Below are 17577 nucleotides of genomic sequence, written 5' to 3' on the forward strand. Positions count from 1 at the left end.
CTCCCCGTCAGCCCCACCCCTTAATGGCGATAGCCACCACGGTCCACTGTCCGGGATGACCCCGGGGAAGAACCAGATCCAGCACCTCCGGAGGGGCGATGAGCGGCAAGCAGAGTCCGATAATTCGGAATCGATGCCTAGAAACAGGACCCCCTGCTCCGGTCATCTTCTGGACAAAATGGTAAGATGAATTATCCGCTTATCCCCTTCTCCGCACCCGCACCGACTCCGCGTGGGCGTGGAGGCCTTCCGCGTCGGCGATCGTCTCCACCACGTCGCCGATGGCGTCAAGCCCCTCCCGCGTGATCATCTGCACCGTCGAGCGCCGGCAGAAGTGGTTCACGTCGAGGCCGGAGTAGAGGCTGGCGTAGCCCGCCGTCGGGAGGACGTGGTTCGTCCCCGAGGCGTAGTCGCCGCAGGCCACCGCCGCGTAGGGGCCGACGAAGATCGACCCCGCGCTCCGGATGCGGTTCAGGACGGCGAGCGGGTCGGCCACCTGGATCGAGAGGTGCTCGGGGGCGATCCCGTCGACCGTCGCCGTGGCCTCGTCGAGGTCGGCGGCGACGATGTAGCCGGAGTGCTCAAGCGCCTTTGCAACGATCTCGCGGCGTTTCGCCTCCCCGGCCATCCGCTTCACCTCGGCGCCGACCGCATCGGCGACGGTCGCGTCGGTCGTCACCAGGACGCAGGCGGCGTTCGGGTCGTGCTCGGCCTGGGCGAGGATATCAGCCGCGACGAAGGTCGGGTTCGCCGTGCCGTCCGCGAGGATCGCGATCTCGCTCGGGCCTGCCGGGAAGTCGATCTCGGCCTCGTCGCGCAGAAGCATCTTCGCGGCGGTGACGTAGACGTTCCCCGGGCCGACGATCTTCTCCACCCGCGGGACCGTCTCCGTCCCGAGCGCCATCGCCGCGATCGCCTGGGCGCCGCCGACCCGGTAGACCTCGTCGACCCCGGCGATATCGAGCGCGACGAGGGTGATCGGACTCGTCGGCGGCGGGGTGCAGCAGCAGATCTCCGCGACCCCCGCGACCTTCGCCGGAACCGTGCACATCAGCGCCGTCGAGGGGTAGGCCGCCCGGCCGCCGGGGACGTAGGCGCCGATACGGGAGAGCGGAGTCGTCTTGACGCCGAGGGTGATCCCGGGCTCCACCTCCTGCAACCAGAGGTCGCGCCCGCGCTGCAGCTCGTGGAACCTGCTGATCCGCTCCTCCGCCTCCACGAGGCTTTCGACCAGCCGTGCGTCCACCTCATCGTAGGCCGCCTCCCGCTCCTCGTCGGTGACGGCGATCTCCTCGAGATCGATGCCGTCGAACCGCTTCGTCAGGTCGAGCAGGGCGGCGTCGCCCTCCTCTCGCACCCTCCCGATGATCTCAGAGACCGGTCCCTTCACCCGGTCGATGTCCGACCGCCGCCCGGCGATCCAGGTCTCGATATCCAGCGCCTGCCACATGAGGAAAAGAATCGGCGGGCCGAAGCGTTAAGGTTTCGACCCCGCTGGCAACCTCCCCCCGGAACGGAGCCCATTAACTTTCCGGTCAGGATAACTATATATCCGAGGAGGGCCCCCTAACGCGCTGCTATGAAGACAAATGCGACTCATCTGGCGGCAGGCATCATTGCGATCCTGCTCATCCTTGCCCTCTCTGCGGGATGCACGAGTCCGGCGCCGGGCGAAAACGAGACGCCGGGGGCCGGGGCGACGACCGCTCCCGCCGGCGGAGGGGACATTCTGCGGATCGCCACCACGACGAGCCTCGAGAACACCGGGCTGCTCGCGGAGCTCGAACGGGTCTACGAGGGGGAGACCGGGATGGATCTGCAGTTCATCGCCCAGGGCACCGGGCAGTCGATCGACTCCGGCAGGCGCGGCGACGTCGATCTCGTCCTCGTCCACGCTCCGGACCTTGAGCAGCAGTTCGTCGACGACGGCCTCGGCATCAACCCGCGATGCATCGCCTACAACTACTACATCATCGTCGGGCCGGAGTCCGACCCGGCGGGGATCGCGAACATGACCCCGGTGGAGGCCTTCCGGACGCTCTACGAGGCCGGCACGAACGAGACGGCGGGCGTTGCGTTCGTCTCCCGCGGCGACAACTCCGGGACGCACAATCAGGAGCAGGTGCTCTGGGAGCAGGCGGGCTACGATTACGATACCGAGATCCTGAACGCCGGGGGCTGGTACGTCGAGGCCGGCAAGGGAATGGGCGACACCCTGATCCTTGCAAACGAGCAGCAGGCATACACGCTCTCCGATGAGGGGACCTATCTTTCGTTTGCAGACAGGCTGGATCTTGTCCCGGTCGTCGCCGAGGGTACGGAACTCATGAACCGTTACAGCGCGATCGCCGTCAACCCCGAAGAGCACCCCGGAGTGAACGCAGAGGGAGCCGCGGACTTCATCAACTGGCTCACCACGAACGAGACGAAGGAGATGATCGGCGAGTTCGGCACCGAAGAGTTCGGCAAACCGCTCTTTGTGCCGCTCTACGCACCCGAGTGCACCGAACCGCCGTTCAACTGCACCTGCGCAGAGCCGGTGACTGCCTGAAACGTGGAGTGGTAACAAGGTGATCGGCAGGGTGACAGGGAGTCCGGAGGGTGAGGGCGCGTGGTGAACGGGAACCCGATCATCGAGGGATTCATCGAGGCCATCGAGCTCATCATCACCCTCGACCCGCAGGTGGTGGAGATCACCATCCGCTCGCTCTACGTCTCCCTCACCGCCACCTTCTTCGCCGCGCTGATCGCCCTGCCGCTCGGGGCGCTGATCTACTTCTACGAGTTTCGGGGCAAGCACGCGGTCGTCTCCACGCTGCAGACGCTTTATGCGCTCCCCACGGTCATCGTGGGCCTGATCGTGTTCCTGCTCCTCTCCAACGTCGGGCCTTTCGGGTTTCTTCGTTTCCTCTACACGCCCGGCGGCATGATCGTCGCCCAGACCGTCCTCATCATCCCGCTCCTGATGGGGCTGACGGTCTCGGCGCTCTCGGGGATCGACCGGGACAAGCGCTACACGATCACCGCGCTCGGCGCGAGCAGGCTCCAGACGGTCATGACGATCATCGCGGAGGCGCGGTTCGCGGTCATGTCCGGCGTCCTCCTGGGCTTCGGGCGGGCGATCGCCGAGGTCGGGACGGTGATGATCGTCGGCGGCAACATCCGGGGCGCCACCCGCGTCCTCACCACCGCGATCGCGCTCAACACCTCGATGGCAAACTACTCCCTCTCGATTGCACTCGGGATCATCCTCCTCGCGGTGGCGCTCGGGGTGAACATAGCCCTCTCCCTGGTGCAGCGGCGGTGATACCATGACGGTCATCGAAGCACACAACATCAGAAAATCCTACGGCAGCCTTGAAGTCCTGCACGACGTCGACCTCTCGGTCGAAGAAGGCGAGATCCTCGGACTCATCGGCCCGAGCGGGTCGGGGAAGAGCACGCTTCTGCGGCTCCTCGACCTGATCGAGCCTGCGAACGCCGGGGAACTCTCGGTCTTCGGGATCGACACGGTCGCAGATCACGGCACCTGGCTCGACCTCCGCCGCCGGATGGGGATGCTCTTTCAGCGGCCGATCGTCTTCAACTCGTCCGTCTACGACAACGTCGCGATGGGGCTCCGGTACCGGCGTGCTCCCGGCGACAATATCGACCGGAAGGTGAAGGAGGCCCTCGAAGCCGTCGGGCTCTCCCGCTACATCAAGAGCCGGGCGATCGATCTCTCCGGCGGCGAACAGCAGCGGGTGGCGCTCTCGAGGGTGCTCGTGACCGACCCCGAGATCCTCTTCCTGGACGAGCCGACGGCGAACCTCGACCCGACGTCGACCGCCACCATCGAGGCGATCGTGACCCGCCTGAACCGCGAGGCAGGGATGACCGTCCTCATAAGCACCCATGATCTGGCGCAGGGCCAGCGTCTCGCCGACCGGGTCGGGGTGATGATCGCGGGCACTATCGCCCAGACCGGGCCGTCCCGCGAGATTTTCCGCGAACCGAAGAACCAGCAGATTGCCCGGTTCGTGGGTGTCCAGAACATCATTCCCGCCCGGGTCGTCTCCCGGAGAGGGGACTTCACCGTCGTGGAGGCGAGGGAAAAGGAGATCCTCTCGGCGACCCCGCCGCCCGCCGAAGAAGTCGAGATGGTCGTCCGGGGCGAAGACATCTCCCTGCACCGGAGGAAGCCCGGCTACGAGGAGGCCGAGAACCTCTTCCCGGCGACGGTCACCGCCATCGAGCCCACGGCGCCGTTCGTGAACGTGACGGTGCACTGCGGGTGCGATCTTGTCGCACTGGTGACCGCGAGGAGGGCGGAGGCCCTCGGGCTTCACGAGGGGATGGAGGTCTGGGTATCCCTCCAGGCAAAGGCGGTCCACCTGATCCCGCGGGCTGAGCGCTGAATCCGTATCGCCGGCCACGTCTCCGGTTGCGTCATTCAGGAGAGAGTAAACCAGTTGTAGTTAACCCGGGCCCGAATGAACATATTTAATTATAGGACTCTCGCACAACTTCTTTCATGAAACTAACCCATCTATGTGCGTTTATCTGTCTCCTCGTCGCTGCCGCGGTCCTGATCTGCGGCTGCACGGGGACGACCGACGACCAGACGACGACCCCCACGCCGACGGCAACCGCCGCCGAAGAAGTCCAGTTGAAGGTCTTCCACGCCGGAAGCCTGACCGGACCGTTTGAGAAGGTGAAAGCGGCGTTCGAAGCCGATCACCCCGGCGTCACCGTGCTCCTCGAGCCTGCCGGCAGCGTCGACTGCGTCAAGAAGATCACCGAGAACGGCAAACCCGCCGACGTCCTCGCTTCCGCCGACTATGCCCTCATCCCGAGTATGATGGTGCCCGACGATGCCGACTGGTACCTCACGTTCGCAAAGAACCGGATGGTGCTCACCTACGCAAGCGACAGCAAGTACGCCGACGAGATCACCGATGAGAATTGGTACGAGATCCTCGCCCGCGACGGCGTCCGGTGGGGCTTCTCCGACCCGAACTCCGACCCCTGCGGCTACCGCAGCCCGATGGTGATCCAGCTCGCCGAGGCCTACTACGGAGACGACCAGATCTTCGAGACCCTCGTCGGTGAGCACAGCAAGATCACGGCCACCGAGGAGGGCGGGGTCTACACGATCCACGCCGCCGACCCGAGTCCCGACAGCACCACGCTGACGATCCGGCCAAAGAGCGTCGAACTCGTCCAGATGGTCCAGTCCGGCGGGCTTGACTACGCCTGGGAGTACCGGAGCGTTGCCGTGCAGAACGACCTCGAGTTCATCGAACTCCCCGAGGAGATCGACCTCTCGTCGATAGACTTCGCGGATAACTACGCGACCGTCCAGACCGAGGCGAAGAAGGGCGACGGCACCACGCTCTACGTGGGCTCGCCGATCGTCTACGGCGTGACCGTCCCGAAGATCGCCGAGCACCCCGACCTCGGTACCGAGTTCGTGGAGACGCTGATCGGCGCCACCGGACAGGAGATCCTCGAGCGTGACGGCCAGCCCCCGATCGTGCCCGCGGGCGGCTACGGCAGCGTCCCCGACGCTCTCCAGTCGCTTGTTGAGATGAAATCCTGAACACCTCTTTTTTCATGCCACCAATTATCAGCGAACGCGTACAACGCTTATTCAGGAACATACGGATATGAAGACCGAAACGCTCTCGGGCGACCCCCTCCGGGAGGATGATGAAGGAACTCCTTCCTGGTGGAATGGGCGCTGGAGGCGGCAGGTAGACTGGTGCACCGTCTGGTTCTGCATCATGGGAGGGCTGCTTGTCGGCATCACGGTGCTTGCGCTCGCGAACATCGCAACGACGGAACTCGCCGACCCGGCTCACCTCCTCAAGGTCGCGGCGTCGTCGCAGGTGATCGAATCCATCCTCCTCACGTTCGGCGCAGGGGCGAGCGCCGTCCTCCTCCTCATCCTCTTCGGAACCCCGCTTGCCTACGTTCTCGCGCGGTCCCGCCCCTCCCGCTTCAAGGGAGTCGTCGAGAGCATCGTCGACATCCCGCTCATCCTGCCGCACACCGTGGCGGGCCTGCTCGTCTACCTCCTCTTCATGCGCCGGGGATGGCTCGGCGCGCCGCTCTCGGAGATCGGGCTTGCGTTCGAAGACGCGCTCCCGGGAACGATCATCGCGATGCTCTTCGTCGCCTCGCCGTTTTACGTCAACACCATGCGGGAGGGGTTCGAGAAGGTGCCGGTTCACCTGGAGAACGTCGCCCGCACGCTCGGGGCGGGCACCTTCACCGCGTTCCGCACGGTCACGCTCCCCTTAAGCCTCCGGCACATGTACAGCGGGGCCCTCCTCGCCTGGGGGAGGGCGATCGGGGAGTTTGCCGGCGTTATCATGATCGCCTACTACCCGTTCATCATATCGACGCTGATCTACTACTCCTTCACGACAGACGGCATCCATACGAGCAGGAGCATCGCGTTTACGGTCATCCTGGCCAGTCTCGCGGTATTCTACCTCCTGCGGCGGATGACCCGGTACCTGGGGAGGTACGATGATAGAGTTTGACCGTGTCTCGCTGGCTCTCGGCTCGTTCAGCCTGAATGACGTCAGCCTGACCATCAGTAAGGGCGACTACTACTTCATCGTCGGGCCGTCGGGAGCGGGGAAGACGGTGCTCCTCGAAGCGATCGCCGGCCTCCACCGGCCGGATAGCGGCCGCGTGCTCCTCCGGGGCACCGAGATCACCGCTCTCCCCCCGGAGAAGCGGAAGGTCGCCCTCGTCTACCAGGACTACTCGCTCTTCCCGAACATGCAGGTCATCGACAACGTCTCCTATGGACTCCGGATGCAGGGGATGGGGAAGAAGGAGGCCCGGGCCGAGGTCGCCCCCCTCCTCGAACGGTTCGGGATCGCTCACCTCGCCGACCGCTACCCGGGGACCCTCTCCGGCGGCGAGCAGCAGCGCGTGGCGCTCGCGAGAGCCATCGCGGTGAAACCGGACATCCTCCTCCTCGACGAACCGCTCTCGGCCCTCGACCCCGTCACGCAGGAGAAGTTCATCGACGATCTCCGCCGGCTCCACCGGGAAGACGGGCTCACCATCGTGCAGGTGAGCCACTCCCGCCGGGAAGCGCACCTCCTCGCCACCCGGATGGCGGTGATCATCGACGGGGCCTCGTGGACGAGGGGAAGGCCGGTGTCGTGCTGAACACGCCGAAGAGCCGCAAGGTCGCCTCGTTCATCGGGATCGAGAACATCCTGGACGGAACGGTGACGGCAAACGACGGCGGGCACGCGACGGTGGTTGCCGGCGGGCAGGCCTTCGAGGCATTGACGGACGCGGCGCCGGGCGAGGAGGTCACCCTCTGCATCCGGGCCGACGACGTTGTCATCAGCGTCGGGGACGGACGGCGGTCGAGCGCCCGGAACACGATGGCCGGGACGGTCGTCCTGGTTGTCGAGAACGGCCCCATCGCCGAGGTGCAGGTGGACGCGGGCGTCACGCTCACCGCGGTCCTGACCCGGCGATCGGTGCAGGATCTCGGCCTCGTTCCCGGGACTCCCGTCACCCTCTCCGTGAAGGCGACGGCGATCCACGTCATCCGTTCTTTTTCTTGAGCGAGAGGGTGAGGCCAACAAGGCCGGCTGTCGCGGCGTTCGCCGCCACGATGGCGATATCCCCTCTCACCACCCCGTAGGCGAGCCAGAGCAGAACGCCCGCGAGGAGCACGACGAGCGTCGCAAGCGAGAGGTCGGCGGTCGAGCGCGTGGCAGCCACGCTCTCGCGGCCTGCGGTGCGAACGCGAGCGTCGTGAGCGAACCGGCGGCAAGGCCGAGGGCGGTGGCGGTGTCCATCTCCCCCGGGTCTTCTCGCCGGATGAGATAAACCTGGTCAGATCCTTCGCGACTTCGCGTTCTTCGAAGACCTTCGGCCTTCTCAAGCTCCGGATGTCCCATCCATCGCACTTCGCGTGAGGCCGTATCATTGCTTATAAACCGTTAACTCACGTGAAGTGCGAGCGCAGCGAGCTTGAGCACCGCCAGGTGCGAGCCACGAAGGACGCGAAGTTCAGTAGATAAAGGGTGGCTCCCCTTCGCAAACGACCCTTATCATGACCGGGACGCTGCCGCACTCTTCCGCCGCTCGATGACGTAGGCGAGGACCATCCCGACGATGAAGGCGACCGTGAGGCCGATCGCGAGGGTGAGAACGGCGATGGTTCCCGTGACCAGGTAAGACTCCGTTTTGATGCTATGCTTCCCGAGCTCGAGCGCCACGAATACCAGGAGCGCGCCGAAGACGCCGAAGGGGATGAGGGTCAGCACCTCCGGCGGGGCGAAGGCAAGGGCGAAGACGAGGATGAAGATGCCGGCGACGATGCTCGCCCCGCCGGTCCTCGCGCCGAACCGGTACATCGCCGCAAGCCCTCCGGCGCCGTGGCACATGGGGAACCCGCCGAGCGGCGTCGAGACCAGGTTCATGACCCCGATCGTCCGCGAGAGCCTATCAGGGTTCACGCCCTGCTTCGGGAAGAGGTCGTAGGTGAGGAGCGATGTCGCGAGGATGGCGTTCGTGAGCGTGAGCGGTATCTGCGGGAGAGCGAGGTCCCAGATTCCGGTGATGAAGTCCGCCGGCATCGGGATGACGAGGGCGGGGAGGGGCATCAGGCGGAACGGCGGCATCCCCTGCGTTGCGATACCGGCGGCAAGCCCGATGCCGAGCACCAGCAGGGCGGAGACGTCCGGGACCCGGGTGCGCTGCGATGCAACGAAGAAGATGAGGATGATCGCGATGGATACGGCCGCAAAGAGAGCGTCGGGAATGATGTAGCCGAGCGACGTCCTGAGGAGGATGAGCGCGAGACCCGCCTGCACCCCCCGGACGACGCTTCTCGGGATCCGCTCCCCGATCCAGGTCATCCCGCCGACGAGGCCGAGGACGAGGAAGAGCGCCCCGACAACAAGGCCTGACGCCACGATCTCGCCGGCGCAGAGCCCTTCGGCGATGACGATGGCGCCGATCGCCTTCATCGGTTCGATCGGCATGGGGAGGCGATAGTAGAACCCGGCGATGATGTACCAGGCGGCGAGGAAGAGGAAGAAGTGGCTGACGTTCACGTCCGGGCAGACGATGGCGACGCCGAGCAGGATGGGGAAGATGGTGCCGAAGTCGCCGACGGCTCCGGCGATCTCCTCGAGGGTAAACCTGACACCTCGTTCCTCCGTTCCGGTGCTCTCCGCCATTGTGCACTCCCGGTATGTTTCGTCTCCATTTCTCGGTTTCGGATTGGCTCGGCCCGTTGCGGAGAGAGGTTATGAACCAACATTACCATTTCGGCCAAAGCAAATCCGTTAAGTTATGTAGGTTAATTTGATCCGATGTATAAACGTTTATTTTGCTCTCCTGAGTAAATATCCTTATGAAAGCACACCTGCTTCTCATTCTTGCACTGCTTGTCGCGGCATCCGCCGCATTTGCATGTGGATGCACCGGAACCACGACCGATACGCCGGCGGCGACCGACACCACAAAGCCCGAGCTGCTCGTCTACTGCGGCGCGGGCATGCGCGAACCGATGGACGAGATCGCGATGACCTTCACGAACCAGACCGGCATCCCGATCAACTTCGTCTTCGGCGGATCGAACACCCTGCTCACCCAGATGGAACTGACGGAGCAGGGCGACGTCTACATGCCGGGCGCGACCGCCTACTTCGACGCGGCCCGCGAGAAGGGGCTCGTCGAGGAGGAGCACCTGACCGTTTACCACGTCCCGGTCATCGCCGTCCCGAAGGGCAACCCGGCCAATATCACGTGTCTTGCGGACATGGCAAAGCCCGGAGTGCGGGTGGCGCTCGGCGAGAACCCCGGCACCGCCATCGGGCAGCTGGGCGACAAACTCCTCGAAAAGAATAACCTTCTTGAGGATGTGGAGAAGAACGTCGTGACCCGCAGCGGCACGGTGAACGAACTGCTGGTCTACATCTCCATGGAGCAGGCCGATGTCGGTATCATCTGGGAGGACCTCTACGTGTCCGAGAAGATGGACTTAATCCACATACCAAACGTGGAGAACACAGTGAAGATCGTCCCCATCGGGGTGCTGACGTCTTCCGAGCACAAGCCTGAGGCGGAGCAGTTCACCGCGTTCGTTGTCTCCGACGAAGGGAAGGCGATCTTCACCAAGCACGGCTTCACCACCTACCCGAGCGAGACCTACGCGGACGTCAAACCCTGATAAGAGAGTAAGAAGGAGAAGTCGCATGGAAGTCACCTACAGGATCATTGGAACGATTCACTCACCGTTCACCGAACAGGACACAACGCCCATCCAGAGCATCTTCTCCGAAGTGGAGGGGACGATCGAGGTCTTTCCCGAGTATGCCGAAGGACTGCAGGGGGTTGAGGGGTTCTCACACATCCACCTCCTCTACCACTTCCATCAGGCGAATGGGTTCCGCCTGCTCGAACGCCCGTTCGTCGACGGCAGCAAAGAACGCGGGATCTTTGCCATACGCCATTTCAACCGCCCGAACCCGATCGGGCTCTCCCTCGTTGAAGTCATTTCCGTCGAGGGGAATGTCATCAGGGTCCGCGGAATCGACGTGCTGGACGGCACGCCGCTTCTCGACATCAAGCCCTACGTCCGCCAGTTCGACCACCGCGACGACATTAAGAGCGGCTGGGTCGACGCAAAGCACATCGATGAGGTGAAACTCAAGAGTTACTCACCAAAAGGGCTCCGGGAGTATGAGGAGTCTTCATGAACCTGAAAAATACCTCCTATTTTCGAACGGCGACCGTTGCGGTCGCCCTCATCATCGCGGCCTTCATTGTGATGGTCATCATCGGGGTGGTCACCCACTCGCCGGTGGACGTCCTCATTGAGTCGCTTCTCTCCGAGGAGATCCAGTTCGCCATCAGGCTCTCGATCATCACCTCCGTCATCTCGACGCTCCTCTGCATACTGGTCGCCGTGCCGGTGGCCTACGCCCTTACCCGCTACTCGTTCCCGGGCAAGACAGTGATGAACATGCTGATGGACATCCCGATGGCGCTCCCGCCGCTCGTGGCGGGCGTGGGGCTCCTGCTCTTCTTCGGGGTTTCCCCGGTAGGAAAGTCGCTCGCTGCGGCGGGACTCGCGTTCGTCTTCACGCCGCTCGGGATCATCATGGCCCAGTTCTTCGTGAACCTGCCCTACATGCTCCGGGTGACCCGCTCGACGTTCCAGGGCGTCAACCCCCGTTACGAGCACGTGGCAAAGACGCTCGGCTGCACCGACGCGCAGGCCTTCTGGCGGGTCACGCTCCCGATGTCGTGGAACGGTCTCCTTGCGGGATCGGTGATCACCTGGTCGAAGGGAATCGGCGAGTTCGGCGCCGGGCTGATGGTTGCCGGCGCAACGCGGATGAAGACCGAGACGCTGCCGCTCTCGCTCTACCTGAACATGTCCACCGGAAAACTCGAGTTTGCCATCGCCGCGGCGACGATCCTCATCATGATCTCGGTCATCTCGCTCTACGCCTTCGAGCGCTACGGCGGAGCCACGCACGTCTATTAGGAGGTTTGTCCATGCTTACCATAGACTCAGTATCAAAGAGCCTCGGGGAGTTTTCGCTCTCGAACGTCTCGCTCTCGGTCGAAGATGGAGAGTACTTCATCGTCCTCGGCCCCACCGGTGCGGGAAAGACGATCCTTCTTGAGACGATCGCGGGCATTTACACCCCCGATGCGGGCAGGATCCTCTTAAACGGCCGGGACATAACGGACGTCCCGGCAAAGGACAGGAACATCGGCATGGTCTACCAGGACTACATGCTCTTTCCGCACCTGACCGTCGAGGCAAACATCGGCTTCGGATTGAAGTCCCGCCGCGCCGATCCCGCGTTCATCCGCGGAAAAGTGAAGGAGAGCGCGGATCTCTTAAACATCGGTCACCTGCTCCAGCGCTACCCGGGAACGCTCTCCGGCGGCGAGCAGCAGCGCACGGCGATTGCCCGGGCGCTGGTGATGGAGCCGGAAGCATTGCTGCTGGACGAACCGCTCTCCGCGCTGGACGTGAAGACCCGCGAGAGCCTGCGGGCGGAACTCGCCCGAATCCACGAGGCCACCGGAACGACGATCGTCCATATCACCCACAACTTCGAGGAGGTCTTCGACCTCGCCGACCGGGTGGCGATCATGCGCGGCGGCGACGTGGTCCAGGTGGGAACGCCTGAGGAGATATTCCGGCGGCCGAACTCCGACTTCGTCGCGGGTTTCGTCGGGGTGGAGAACCTCCTCCGCGGAACGGGTTCATCCGACGGGACGGTCGCGGTGGGCGATCTCCGGATACGTGCGGAGAACGGCTTAACCGGCCCCGTCTCCGTTGCAATCCGGCCGGAGGAGATTACGCTGTCGAAGGTGCCTCTGCCGGAGAACGGGAGGAACGTCTTTTCCGGCCGCATCGATTCGGTGCGGCCGAACGGGGGGCTGGTCCGGGTCTCCGTCGATGCCGGGGTTCCGTTTCGGGTGACGCTGACCCGGCAGGGGTTCGAGGAGACGGGTATCGCGTCAGGCGATGCCGTCTACCTCGCCTTCCGGCCCTCGGCGGCCCATATCTACCCTTCGGGAGAAGGGGAAGAAGCCTGAGCGGCGCGGATCTCGAGCGCCCGGAGTACCCCGGCACCCAGAACCTTTTCCGCACGTTCGCTGTGGCGCTCCGCCATGACCGCGAGGAGTCGCTCTGTCCCCGCGGCCGTGGTGGAGATGCCGACCCGTTCGGCCCGGCGGATCAGCCCGTCCCGTTCCATCTCCCCGAACCGGGGAAGGACGTAGTAATGCGGGATCCCAAGGTGCTCGGCAAGTTTCCGGGTCGTCGGGAACCGTAGCGAGATGCCGTCCGGAGAAAAGCCGACGGTCAGGCACCGGTCCTCTTCGAGGAGGATCCTGACGGCCGCATCGATTATGTCGTCGTGTTCGTGTGTGGACATCCGATCGTAGAAGTACTCGCGCCCGGCGCAAAAAAGGAGGTCGGTCTGGTTATGCCGCTTCCGCCTTCATCTCGCCGCGCTCTTCTTCGGGCATCTCCTCGAGGTAGATGATCTCCGCCCCGATGTCCTTTCCAATCTGTTCGAGCTCGATCTTCCTGAAGTGGACGCTCTCCACCTTCAGGTGCTTGTTCTCGCCCTGCTCTTCGATGACGGCGACGACGCGGAAGCGGGGCTGCTTCACGCCGGTGCCGACTTTCTGGCGTTCACGTACGTAGATCTTCATCTTCTTCCCATCCCACACCAATTGGTATATCAGCAGGTATACACCGAAGACACTTAACTTTTTCTATCATACATGGGGTAAGGAGTAGTATCATGGCAGAACGGTTTGAGATGGAATCAAAGTTCCGCGGCGAGAGTCTGGTTCGGCGCGGCCTGCTCCGCGAGACCCGGAGCGGCAAACAGGTCAGGATCATGCCCGACCTGAACGTGATCAAGATCGGCGGCCACGGGGTCATCGACTACGGGCGGGACGTGATGTTTCCGCTGATCGAGGAGATCGGGGAACTCTCCCGGAAGAACAAGGTTCTGGTCGCCACCGGCGGCGGCGTCCGGGTGCGGCACATCCTCGACGTCGGGATCGATCTCGGGATGCCGACGGGCGTGCTTGCGGAGTTGGCGGGCAAGATCAGCGAACAGAACGCGATCATGATGTCCATCCTCCTCTCGAAGTACAACGGTGTCCGGATCCACACCGACGACCTCTTAAACCTCCCTTCGCTCATTTCCCTCGGGATGCTGCCGGTCGTCCAGGGCACCCCGCCCTACGGGCTCTACGAGCATCCTCCGAAACTCGGGAGCATCCCGCCGCACCGGACGGACACCGGGGCGTTCCTGATGGCTGAGGTGATCGGCGGGAAGAACTGCATCCTAGGGAAGAACGTGGACGGCCTTTACACCGAGAACCCGTTCGTGAACCCCGACGCCGAATTTATTGCCGATATCACGGCCGACGAGCTTCTGGAGATGGAGATGGAGGATATGGTGCTCGAACCGAAAGCCGTCGAACTGCTCCGGGACGCCTTCCACGTGAGAGAGATCAAGGTGGTGAACGCCCATGTGCCGGGCAACATCGCAAAAGCCGTCAACGGGGAGCGGATCGGCACCATCATCCGGGCCTGACGCCCCCGGAGTCAATCTTTTTTGATTAACTTCGGAGAAGTCTTCTTTAGCGGTGTGTGCGGATCAGTACAGCACACGAGCGATTCCATGACTCTCTACCTTGGCATTGACGACACCGACACACGCGAGTCCCGGGGCACCGGACGGCTCGCCCGCGCGATTGCAGCAGAACTCGCCCGGTCGTATACGGTGGCCGGGGTGACCCGCCACCAGCTCTTTGTCCATCCGGCTGTCCCCTACACCTCCCATAACAGTTCCGCGGTCATCCACATCCGGGATACCGGGAACGGGACTGCGGCCGAAGTCTTCGCGGCGGCAAAGGAACTGATGCTCGCCGACTTCATCGAGGGGAGCGATCCCGGGATCTGCGTCGCCGCCGACCGGAACGTCAACGGCGACCTCTCCCGCTTCGGTTTCTCCGCGAAGACAAGCGTCGTGACGCAGGATCAGGCACGAGGGCTCGCCCGACAGGCCGGAATCCGCCTTGAGGGGCTCGGCGGCACCGAAGACGGCGTCATCGGTGCGCTTGCCGGGGTCGGCCTTGCGGCGTCGGGGAACGACGGCCGATTCGTCCAGAAGGGAACGACCCGCGACCTCCGCGGCACCCAGACAGTCGCTGCGATCCTCGCTTCCGGCGTCGACCGGGTCATGACCCGGGACGGGGCGGCGGTCGGGGAAGGCACGATCAGCCTGCGAAAGTTCCCGAAGCCCGCCTGCGTCGGCGGGAAGGCGATCCTCTACGTCGAGGCGGACGGCGACGCATATCGCGATATCGTGATGGGGTGAGCGAGGCGCATCTGCCGAGCGCCTCGCGCCGGGTGGCAAGCAGGGTCGCAAGCGGCGTCACCTCCCCGCTCTGGAGGCAGCCCGGCAGCAGCACCGGGACGCTGAACCGGAGCGCCGTCGTATCGAGCGACCGGACGGTAGGTGTTGACCAGGTTCCTCACCCGCTCCCGGTCGATGCGTGCCCGGCCGCCGGCAAGACCGGGGACAATCCGGCCGACCACCTCCTGCCAGGAGTCCTTCTCTCTGCTCATCTGCTCTCACCAGGGATTGGTGCCCCGGATCCCAAGGCTCTTTCTGCACGCCGTCTTCCCTGATATTAAATAGCCGCACAGCCCACCATTTCTACAATGGAACTGACAGTCCTCGCCAGCGGGAGCAAAGGAAACTGCACCTATCTCCGGGGGGAGCAGGGTGCGCTGCTCGTCGACGCGGGGCTCTCCGCTCGCGAGATCCTTCGGCGTCTCGAAGCCGCCGGCGGGGACCCAACGCTCATCGAGGCGATACTCGTCACGCACGAGCATATCGATCACATCCGGGGCGTCGACGTCCTGGCAAGGAGACTCGGGGTGCCGGTCTACGCAACCGGCGGAACGCTCGAGGCGTTCACCGCGAAGTGCAGCGGGAGATCCGCGGAGGTCCGACGGTGCCGCTCCGGCGAGACGTTCTCTGTCGGCGACTTCTCGGTCGAGCCTTTTGCCGCATCCCACGACGCCCGGGAACCCTGCGGGTTCTGTGTCGCCGAAGGCGATCTGCGCATCGGGTGCTGCACCGATACCGGCACCGTCACCACCTCGATGTTTGACCGGCTCGCATCCTGCGACGCCGTCCTGCTCGAGAGCAACCACTGCCCGGATATGCTTGAAAACGGCCCGTACCCGGCATATTTAAAGAGCCGGATACGATCGAAACGCGGGCACCTCTCCAACCCCGACGCCGCCCGCTGCCTGCAGAGGCTCGCCGATCGCATCCACATGGCGATGCTCGCCCACGTGAGCGAGATCAACAACACGCCTGAAAAAGTGCTCCTCTCCGCGCTTGAAGGACTCGGACTCTACTCGGACCAGATCGGGGTCACCGTGGCACCCCAGGACCCGGGAGCGGTTCACCCTGAATCCTACGGCTTTCGGCTCTGAAGGATCACGCCTTCCGGAACGTGCAGACCATGCCGATCACGGTGCCTGCACCATCGGCGATCGGGTCGCCGGAGACGCGGACAACCTCTTTTGAACCGTCGCTCCTCACGAGTTCCGCTCCTACCGCGCACTCCACGGACCTGCCCTGCCCCAGCACTTCCCTGACGAGATGCTCCCCGACACCGAGGCCCGAAAAAAGCGACCCTACCGGCTTCCCGGCCAGTTCGTCCCCGGGGTAGCCGGTGAGGTGTTCCGCCGCCATGTCGACGATGACGATCGATCCGGCGGCATCGGTCGTGATCCTCGCCTCCCCGGGTTCATCCACCCCGAGAGAGCCCAGTTCGACCGATAAGTCCAGCCAGTCCTCCGCAGCTTTGCGCTCGGTCATCTCGATGTAGTAGAGGAGCTGCTCGAGCTGCTTGTTCGCACGTTCGAGTTCGGCGGTCCGCTCGGCAACGAGTTCCTCCAGGTGCTCGCGGTGGCGGTTCAGTTCCTCTTCCGCCTTCTTGCGCTCCGTGATCTCCCTGATGATGGCCATCAGGTGCATCTCCTGCAACGGCATGACGCGGGCTTCGTAGTGCCGGGTCTCTCCGGCAACCGTTCGGCTGAACTCAAGGGGTACCGCGGCCGTATTTGCCCGGAGGGTCTCCTGCAGCGCAGCAGAAAGGGCCTCACCCACCCCGGCGGGGAGGAGATCCTGCACCCGCCGCCCGAGGTGCGCCCGGGAGACAATCGGCGCCTCCGCGAGTCTTCCCGCCCTGGAGTCGAGAATCGTGCCGTCGGCATTCAGCCTGATGAAGAGATCGGGAAAGGCTTCGATCACCGCGGTCAGTTCGGACGTCGCCTGCCTGAGGTTCTCCTCGGTCAGCGCCTGCTCGGTTACGTCCCGGACGGTGAACAGGACAGAGCCGCCCTCGATCGACGCCCGCCGGAACTCGATATCGCGCACCCTGCCGTCCCGGCAGACCACGCCGGCAACCATCGCGTCCCGAGCGCCTGAAAACAGTGCCTGCCCCAGTTCCTCCACTTTCTGGCGGTATGCAGGGTTCGGGTGGGCACGCTCGAACCATAACGCGAGTGTCGGGACATCCTCAAGGGTATATCCGGTGATCCGGGTAAACGCCGGATTCAGGTACCGGCATTCCCCCTCACCGTCCAGAAGAACAAAGCCGTCCGGCGCTTCACGGAGGATCGAGAGGCAGACATCCCCTCCAAGGTCAGGCGATTCACGGGCACCGTCCCGAGTTGTTTTCTTTCCCGTCATCGTAACCGATCCTCCACGGCATATCCGTGTATTCGGGCCTGCAAGCGCCGCTTACAGGAAATTTTGCCTTTCGAGATAGATATATGCATCGTTCTGTCTTTCCGCGTTATTTTCGAAACGGGCCATTCCACTCGATTATCTGGAGAAACATCGGCACAGAGGAGCCGATCCAGGACAAACAGCGGTCTGCAGGCGGAAAAAAGGATTCTCCGCCACGAGGCCCATAATTCCCCGGGGGGACCGTGCAGCACAACAACCACTTCCGTCACTCCCT

21 protein-coding genes are annotated in these 17577 nt (G+C 63.9%); 15 read left to right on the plus strand and 6 right to left on the minus strand.

Annotated features, from left to right (window positions below):
* Positions 1-199 precede the first annotated feature (199 nt).
* Positions 200-1450 carry a histidinol dehydrogenase gene (hisD, locus tag EI28_RS09515; protein WP_048114389.1) on the minus strand — a complete coding sequence of 417 codons (1251 nt, stop codon included), beginning with the start codon at positions 1448-1450 and terminating at the stop codon, positions 200-202.
* 129 nt (positions 1451-1579) lie between these two features.
* On the opposite strand from hisD, the gene EI28_RS09520 reads away from it, so the two are divergent.
* The 7 genes from EI28_RS09520 to EI28_RS14905 all read left to right on the plus strand — a co-directional run bounded on the left by EI28_RS09520 (position 1580) and on the right by EI28_RS14905 (position 7583).
* The gene (locus EI28_RS09520; protein ID WP_048114391.1) at positions 1580-2551 is read left to right on the plus strand and encodes a substrate-binding domain-containing protein; all 972 of its coding nucleotides are present in this window, start codon (positions 1580-1582) and stop codon (positions 2549-2551) included.
* Between the two features lie 60 nt (positions 2552-2611).
* A complete protein-coding gene (locus tag EI28_RS09525; RefSeq protein ID WP_048114393.1) occupies positions 2612-3307 on the plus strand; it encodes an ABC transporter permease in 696 nt (231 codons plus the stop codon).
* A gap of 4 nt (positions 3308-3311) precedes the next feature.
* On the plus strand, positions 3312-4397 hold the full coding sequence (locus EI28_RS09530; protein ID WP_048114395.1) for an ABC transporter ATP-binding protein: 1086 nt from the start codon (positions 3312-3314) through the stop codon (positions 4395-4397).
* 116 nt (positions 4398-4513) lie between these two features.
* A complete protein-coding gene (gene wtpA, locus EI28_RS09535; RefSeq protein ID WP_048114397.1) occupies positions 4514-5581 on the plus strand; it encodes a tungstate ABC transporter substrate-binding protein WtpA in 1068 nt (355 codons plus the stop codon).
* A 67-nt stretch (positions 5582-5648) separates the two neighbouring features.
* Positions 5649-6530 (plus strand): ABC transporter permease, encoded by an 882-nt coding sequence (locus EI28_RS09540; protein ID WP_231476711.1) that lies wholly within the window; start codon positions 5649-5651, stop codon positions 6528-6530.
* On the plus strand, positions 6517-7173 hold the full coding sequence (locus EI28_RS14900; protein WP_231476713.1) for an ABC transporter ATP-binding protein: 657 nt from the start codon (positions 6517-6519) through the stop codon (positions 7171-7173). Before EI28_RS09540 ends, EI28_RS14900 begins: the two co-directional genes overlap by 14 nt.
* The gene (locus EI28_RS14905; RefSeq protein WP_048114398.1) at positions 7143-7583 is read left to right on the plus strand and encodes a molybdopterin-binding protein; all 441 of its coding nucleotides are present in this window, start codon (positions 7143-7145) and stop codon (positions 7581-7583) included. Before EI28_RS14900 ends, EI28_RS14905 begins: the two co-directional genes overlap by 31 nt.
* Here EI28_RS14905 and EI28_RS09555 read toward each other — a convergent pair.
* Both EI28_RS09555 and EI28_RS09560 read right to left on the minus strand, forming a co-directional pair.
* Positions 7564-7743, minus strand: coding sequence for a hypothetical protein (locus EI28_RS09555; protein ID WP_231476715.1), 180 nt, complete (start codon positions 7741-7743; stop codon positions 7564-7566). The two genes, EI28_RS14905 and EI28_RS09555, sit on opposite strands and share 20 nt — an antisense overlap.
* 332 nt (positions 7744-8075) lie before the next feature.
* Entirely contained in the window at positions 8076-9209 is a 1134-nt protein-coding gene (locus EI28_RS09560; RefSeq protein ID WP_048114399.1) for a putative sulfate/molybdate transporter, read from the minus strand.
* Positions 9210-9385: 176 nt separating this feature from the next.
* Here EI28_RS09560 and modA point away from each other — a divergent pair, with 176 nt between their 5' ends.
* The 4 genes from modA to EI28_RS09580 are packed head-to-tail and all read left to right on the plus strand — an operon-like array spanning position 9386 to position 12597.
* Complete coding sequence (modA, locus tag EI28_RS09565; RefSeq protein ID WP_048114400.1) at positions 9386-10204, plus strand: molybdate ABC transporter substrate-binding protein; 819 nt, start codon at positions 9386-9388, stop codon at positions 10202-10204.
* Positions 10205-10229: 25 nt separating this feature from the next.
* On the plus strand, positions 10230-10733 hold the full coding sequence (gene tsaA, locus EI28_RS09570) for a tRNA (N6-threonylcarbamoyladenosine(37)-N6)-methyltransferase TrmO (protein ID WP_048114401.1): 504 nt from the start codon (positions 10230-10232) through the stop codon (positions 10731-10733).
* Positions 10730-11527 carry an ABC transporter permease gene (locus tag EI28_RS09575; RefSeq protein ID WP_048114403.1) on the plus strand — a complete coding sequence of 266 codons (798 nt, stop codon included), beginning with the start codon at positions 10730-10732 and terminating at the stop codon, positions 11525-11527. The genes tsaA and EI28_RS09575 overlap by 4 nt, the downstream gene beginning before the upstream one ends.
* Before the next feature lie 11 nt (positions 11528-11538).
* The gene (locus tag EI28_RS09580) at positions 11539-12597 is read left to right on the plus strand and encodes an ABC transporter ATP-binding protein (RefSeq protein ID WP_048114404.1); all 1059 of its coding nucleotides are present in this window, start codon (positions 11539-11541) and stop codon (positions 12595-12597) included.
* On the opposite strand, the gene EI28_RS09585 is transcribed toward EI28_RS09580, so the two are convergent.
* Entirely contained in the window at positions 12567-12938 is a 372-nt protein-coding gene (locus EI28_RS09585) for a hypothetical protein (protein ID WP_048114408.1), read from the minus strand. The genes EI28_RS09580 and EI28_RS09585 overlap by 31 nt on opposite strands.
* A 49-nt stretch (positions 12939-12987) precedes the next feature.
* A complete protein-coding gene (locus EI28_RS09590; protein WP_048114410.1) occupies positions 12988-13221 on the minus strand; it encodes a hypothetical protein in 234 nt (77 codons plus the stop codon).
* A 92-nt stretch (positions 13222-13313) separates the two neighbouring features.
* On the opposite strand from EI28_RS09590, the gene EI28_RS09595 reads away from it, so the two are divergent.
* The 4 genes from EI28_RS09595 (at position 13314) to EI28_RS09605 (ending at position 16039) form a co-directional block, all read left to right on the plus strand.
* Positions 13314-14120 (plus strand): uridylate kinase, encoded by an 807-nt coding sequence (locus tag EI28_RS09595; RefSeq protein ID WP_048114412.1) that lies wholly within the window; start codon positions 13314-13316, stop codon positions 14118-14120.
* A gap of 87 nt (positions 14121-14207) precedes the next feature.
* Positions 14208-14906: an ABC transporter substrate-binding protein gene (locus EI28_RS09600; RefSeq protein ID WP_048114414.1), complete on the plus strand. Its 699-nt coding sequence runs from the start codon at positions 14208-14210 to the stop codon at positions 14904-14906.
* A complete protein-coding gene (locus EI28_RS14070) occupies positions 14903-15220 on the plus strand; it encodes a hypothetical protein (protein WP_155937336.1) in 318 nt (105 codons plus the stop codon). Before EI28_RS09600 ends, EI28_RS14070 begins: the two co-directional genes overlap by 4 nt.
* Before the next feature lie 33 nt (positions 15221-15253).
* Complete coding sequence (locus EI28_RS09605) at positions 15254-16039, plus strand: MBL fold metallo-hydrolase (protein ID WP_048114416.1); 786 nt, start codon at positions 15254-15256, stop codon at positions 16037-16039.
* A gap of 4 nt (positions 16040-16043) precedes the next feature.
* Here EI28_RS09605 and EI28_RS09610 read toward each other — a convergent pair whose 3' ends face one another.
* On the minus strand, positions 16044-17303 hold the full coding sequence (locus tag EI28_RS09610) for a PAS domain S-box protein (RefSeq protein ID WP_048114418.1): 1260 nt from the start codon (positions 17301-17303) through the stop codon (positions 16044-16046).
* Positions 17304-17577: the final 274 nt, after the last annotated feature.

Source organism: Methanoculleus sp. MH98A (genome assembly GCF_000691865.1).
GTDB lineage: Archaea > Halobacteriota > Methanomicrobia > Methanomicrobiales > Methanoculleaceae > Methanoculleus.

Coding starts and splice junctions, on each gene's coding strand:
- hisD (WP_048114389.1), bottom strand. CDS start 1,450: ATGTGGCAGGCGCTGGATATCGAGACCTGGATCGCCGGGCGGCGGTCG.
- EI28_RS09520 (WP_048114391.1), top strand. CDS start 1,580: ATGAAGACAAATGCGACTCATCTGGCGGCAGGCATCATTGCGATCCTG.
- EI28_RS09530 (WP_048114395.1), top strand. CDS start 3,312: ATGACGGTCATCGAAGCACACAACATCAGAAAATCCTACGGCAGCCTT.
- wtpA (WP_048114397.1), top strand. CDS start 4,514: ATGAAACTAACCCATCTATGTGCGTTTATCTGTCTCCTCGTCGCTGCC.
- EI28_RS09540 (WP_231476711.1), top strand. CDS start 5,649: ATGAAGACCGAAACGCTCTCGGGCGACCCCCTCCGGGAGGATGATGAA.
- EI28_RS14900 (WP_231476713.1), top strand. CDS start 6,517: ATGATAGAGTTTGACCGTGTCTCGCTGGCTCTCGGCTCGTTCAGCCTG.
- EI28_RS09560 (WP_048114399.1), bottom strand. CDS start 9,209: ATGGCGGAGAGCACCGGAACGGAGGAACGAGGTGTCAGGTTTACCCTC.
- modA (WP_048114400.1), top strand. CDS start 9,386: ATGAAAGCACACCTGCTTCTCATTCTTGCACTGCTTGTCGCGGCATCC.
- tsaA (WP_048114401.1), top strand. CDS start 10,230: ATGGAAGTCACCTACAGGATCATTGGAACGATTCACTCACCGTTCACC.
- EI28_RS09575 (WP_048114403.1), top strand. CDS start 10,730: ATGAACCTGAAAAATACCTCCTATTTTCGAACGGCGACCGTTGCGGTC.
- EI28_RS09580 (WP_048114404.1), top strand. CDS start 11,539: ATGCTTACCATAGACTCAGTATCAAAGAGCCTCGGGGAGTTTTCGCTC.
- EI28_RS09585 (WP_048114408.1), bottom strand. CDS start 12,938: ATGTCCACACACGAACACGACGACATAATCGATGCGGCCGTCAGGATC.
- EI28_RS09590 (WP_048114410.1), bottom strand. CDS start 13,221: ATGAAGATCTACGTACGTGAACGCCAGAAAGTCGGCACCGGCGTGAAG.
- EI28_RS09595 (WP_048114412.1), top strand. CDS start 13,314: ATGGCAGAACGGTTTGAGATGGAATCAAAGTTCCGCGGCGAGAGTCTG.
- EI28_RS09600 (WP_048114414.1), top strand. CDS start 14,208: ATGACTCTCTACCTTGGCATTGACGACACCGACACACGCGAGTCCCGG.
- EI28_RS09605 (WP_048114416.1), top strand. CDS start 15,254: ATGGAACTGACAGTCCTCGCCAGCGGGAGCAAAGGAAACTGCACCTAT.
- EI28_RS09610 (WP_048114418.1), bottom strand. CDS start 17,303: ATGACGGGAAAGAAAACAACTCGGGACGGTGCCCGTGAATCGCCTGAC.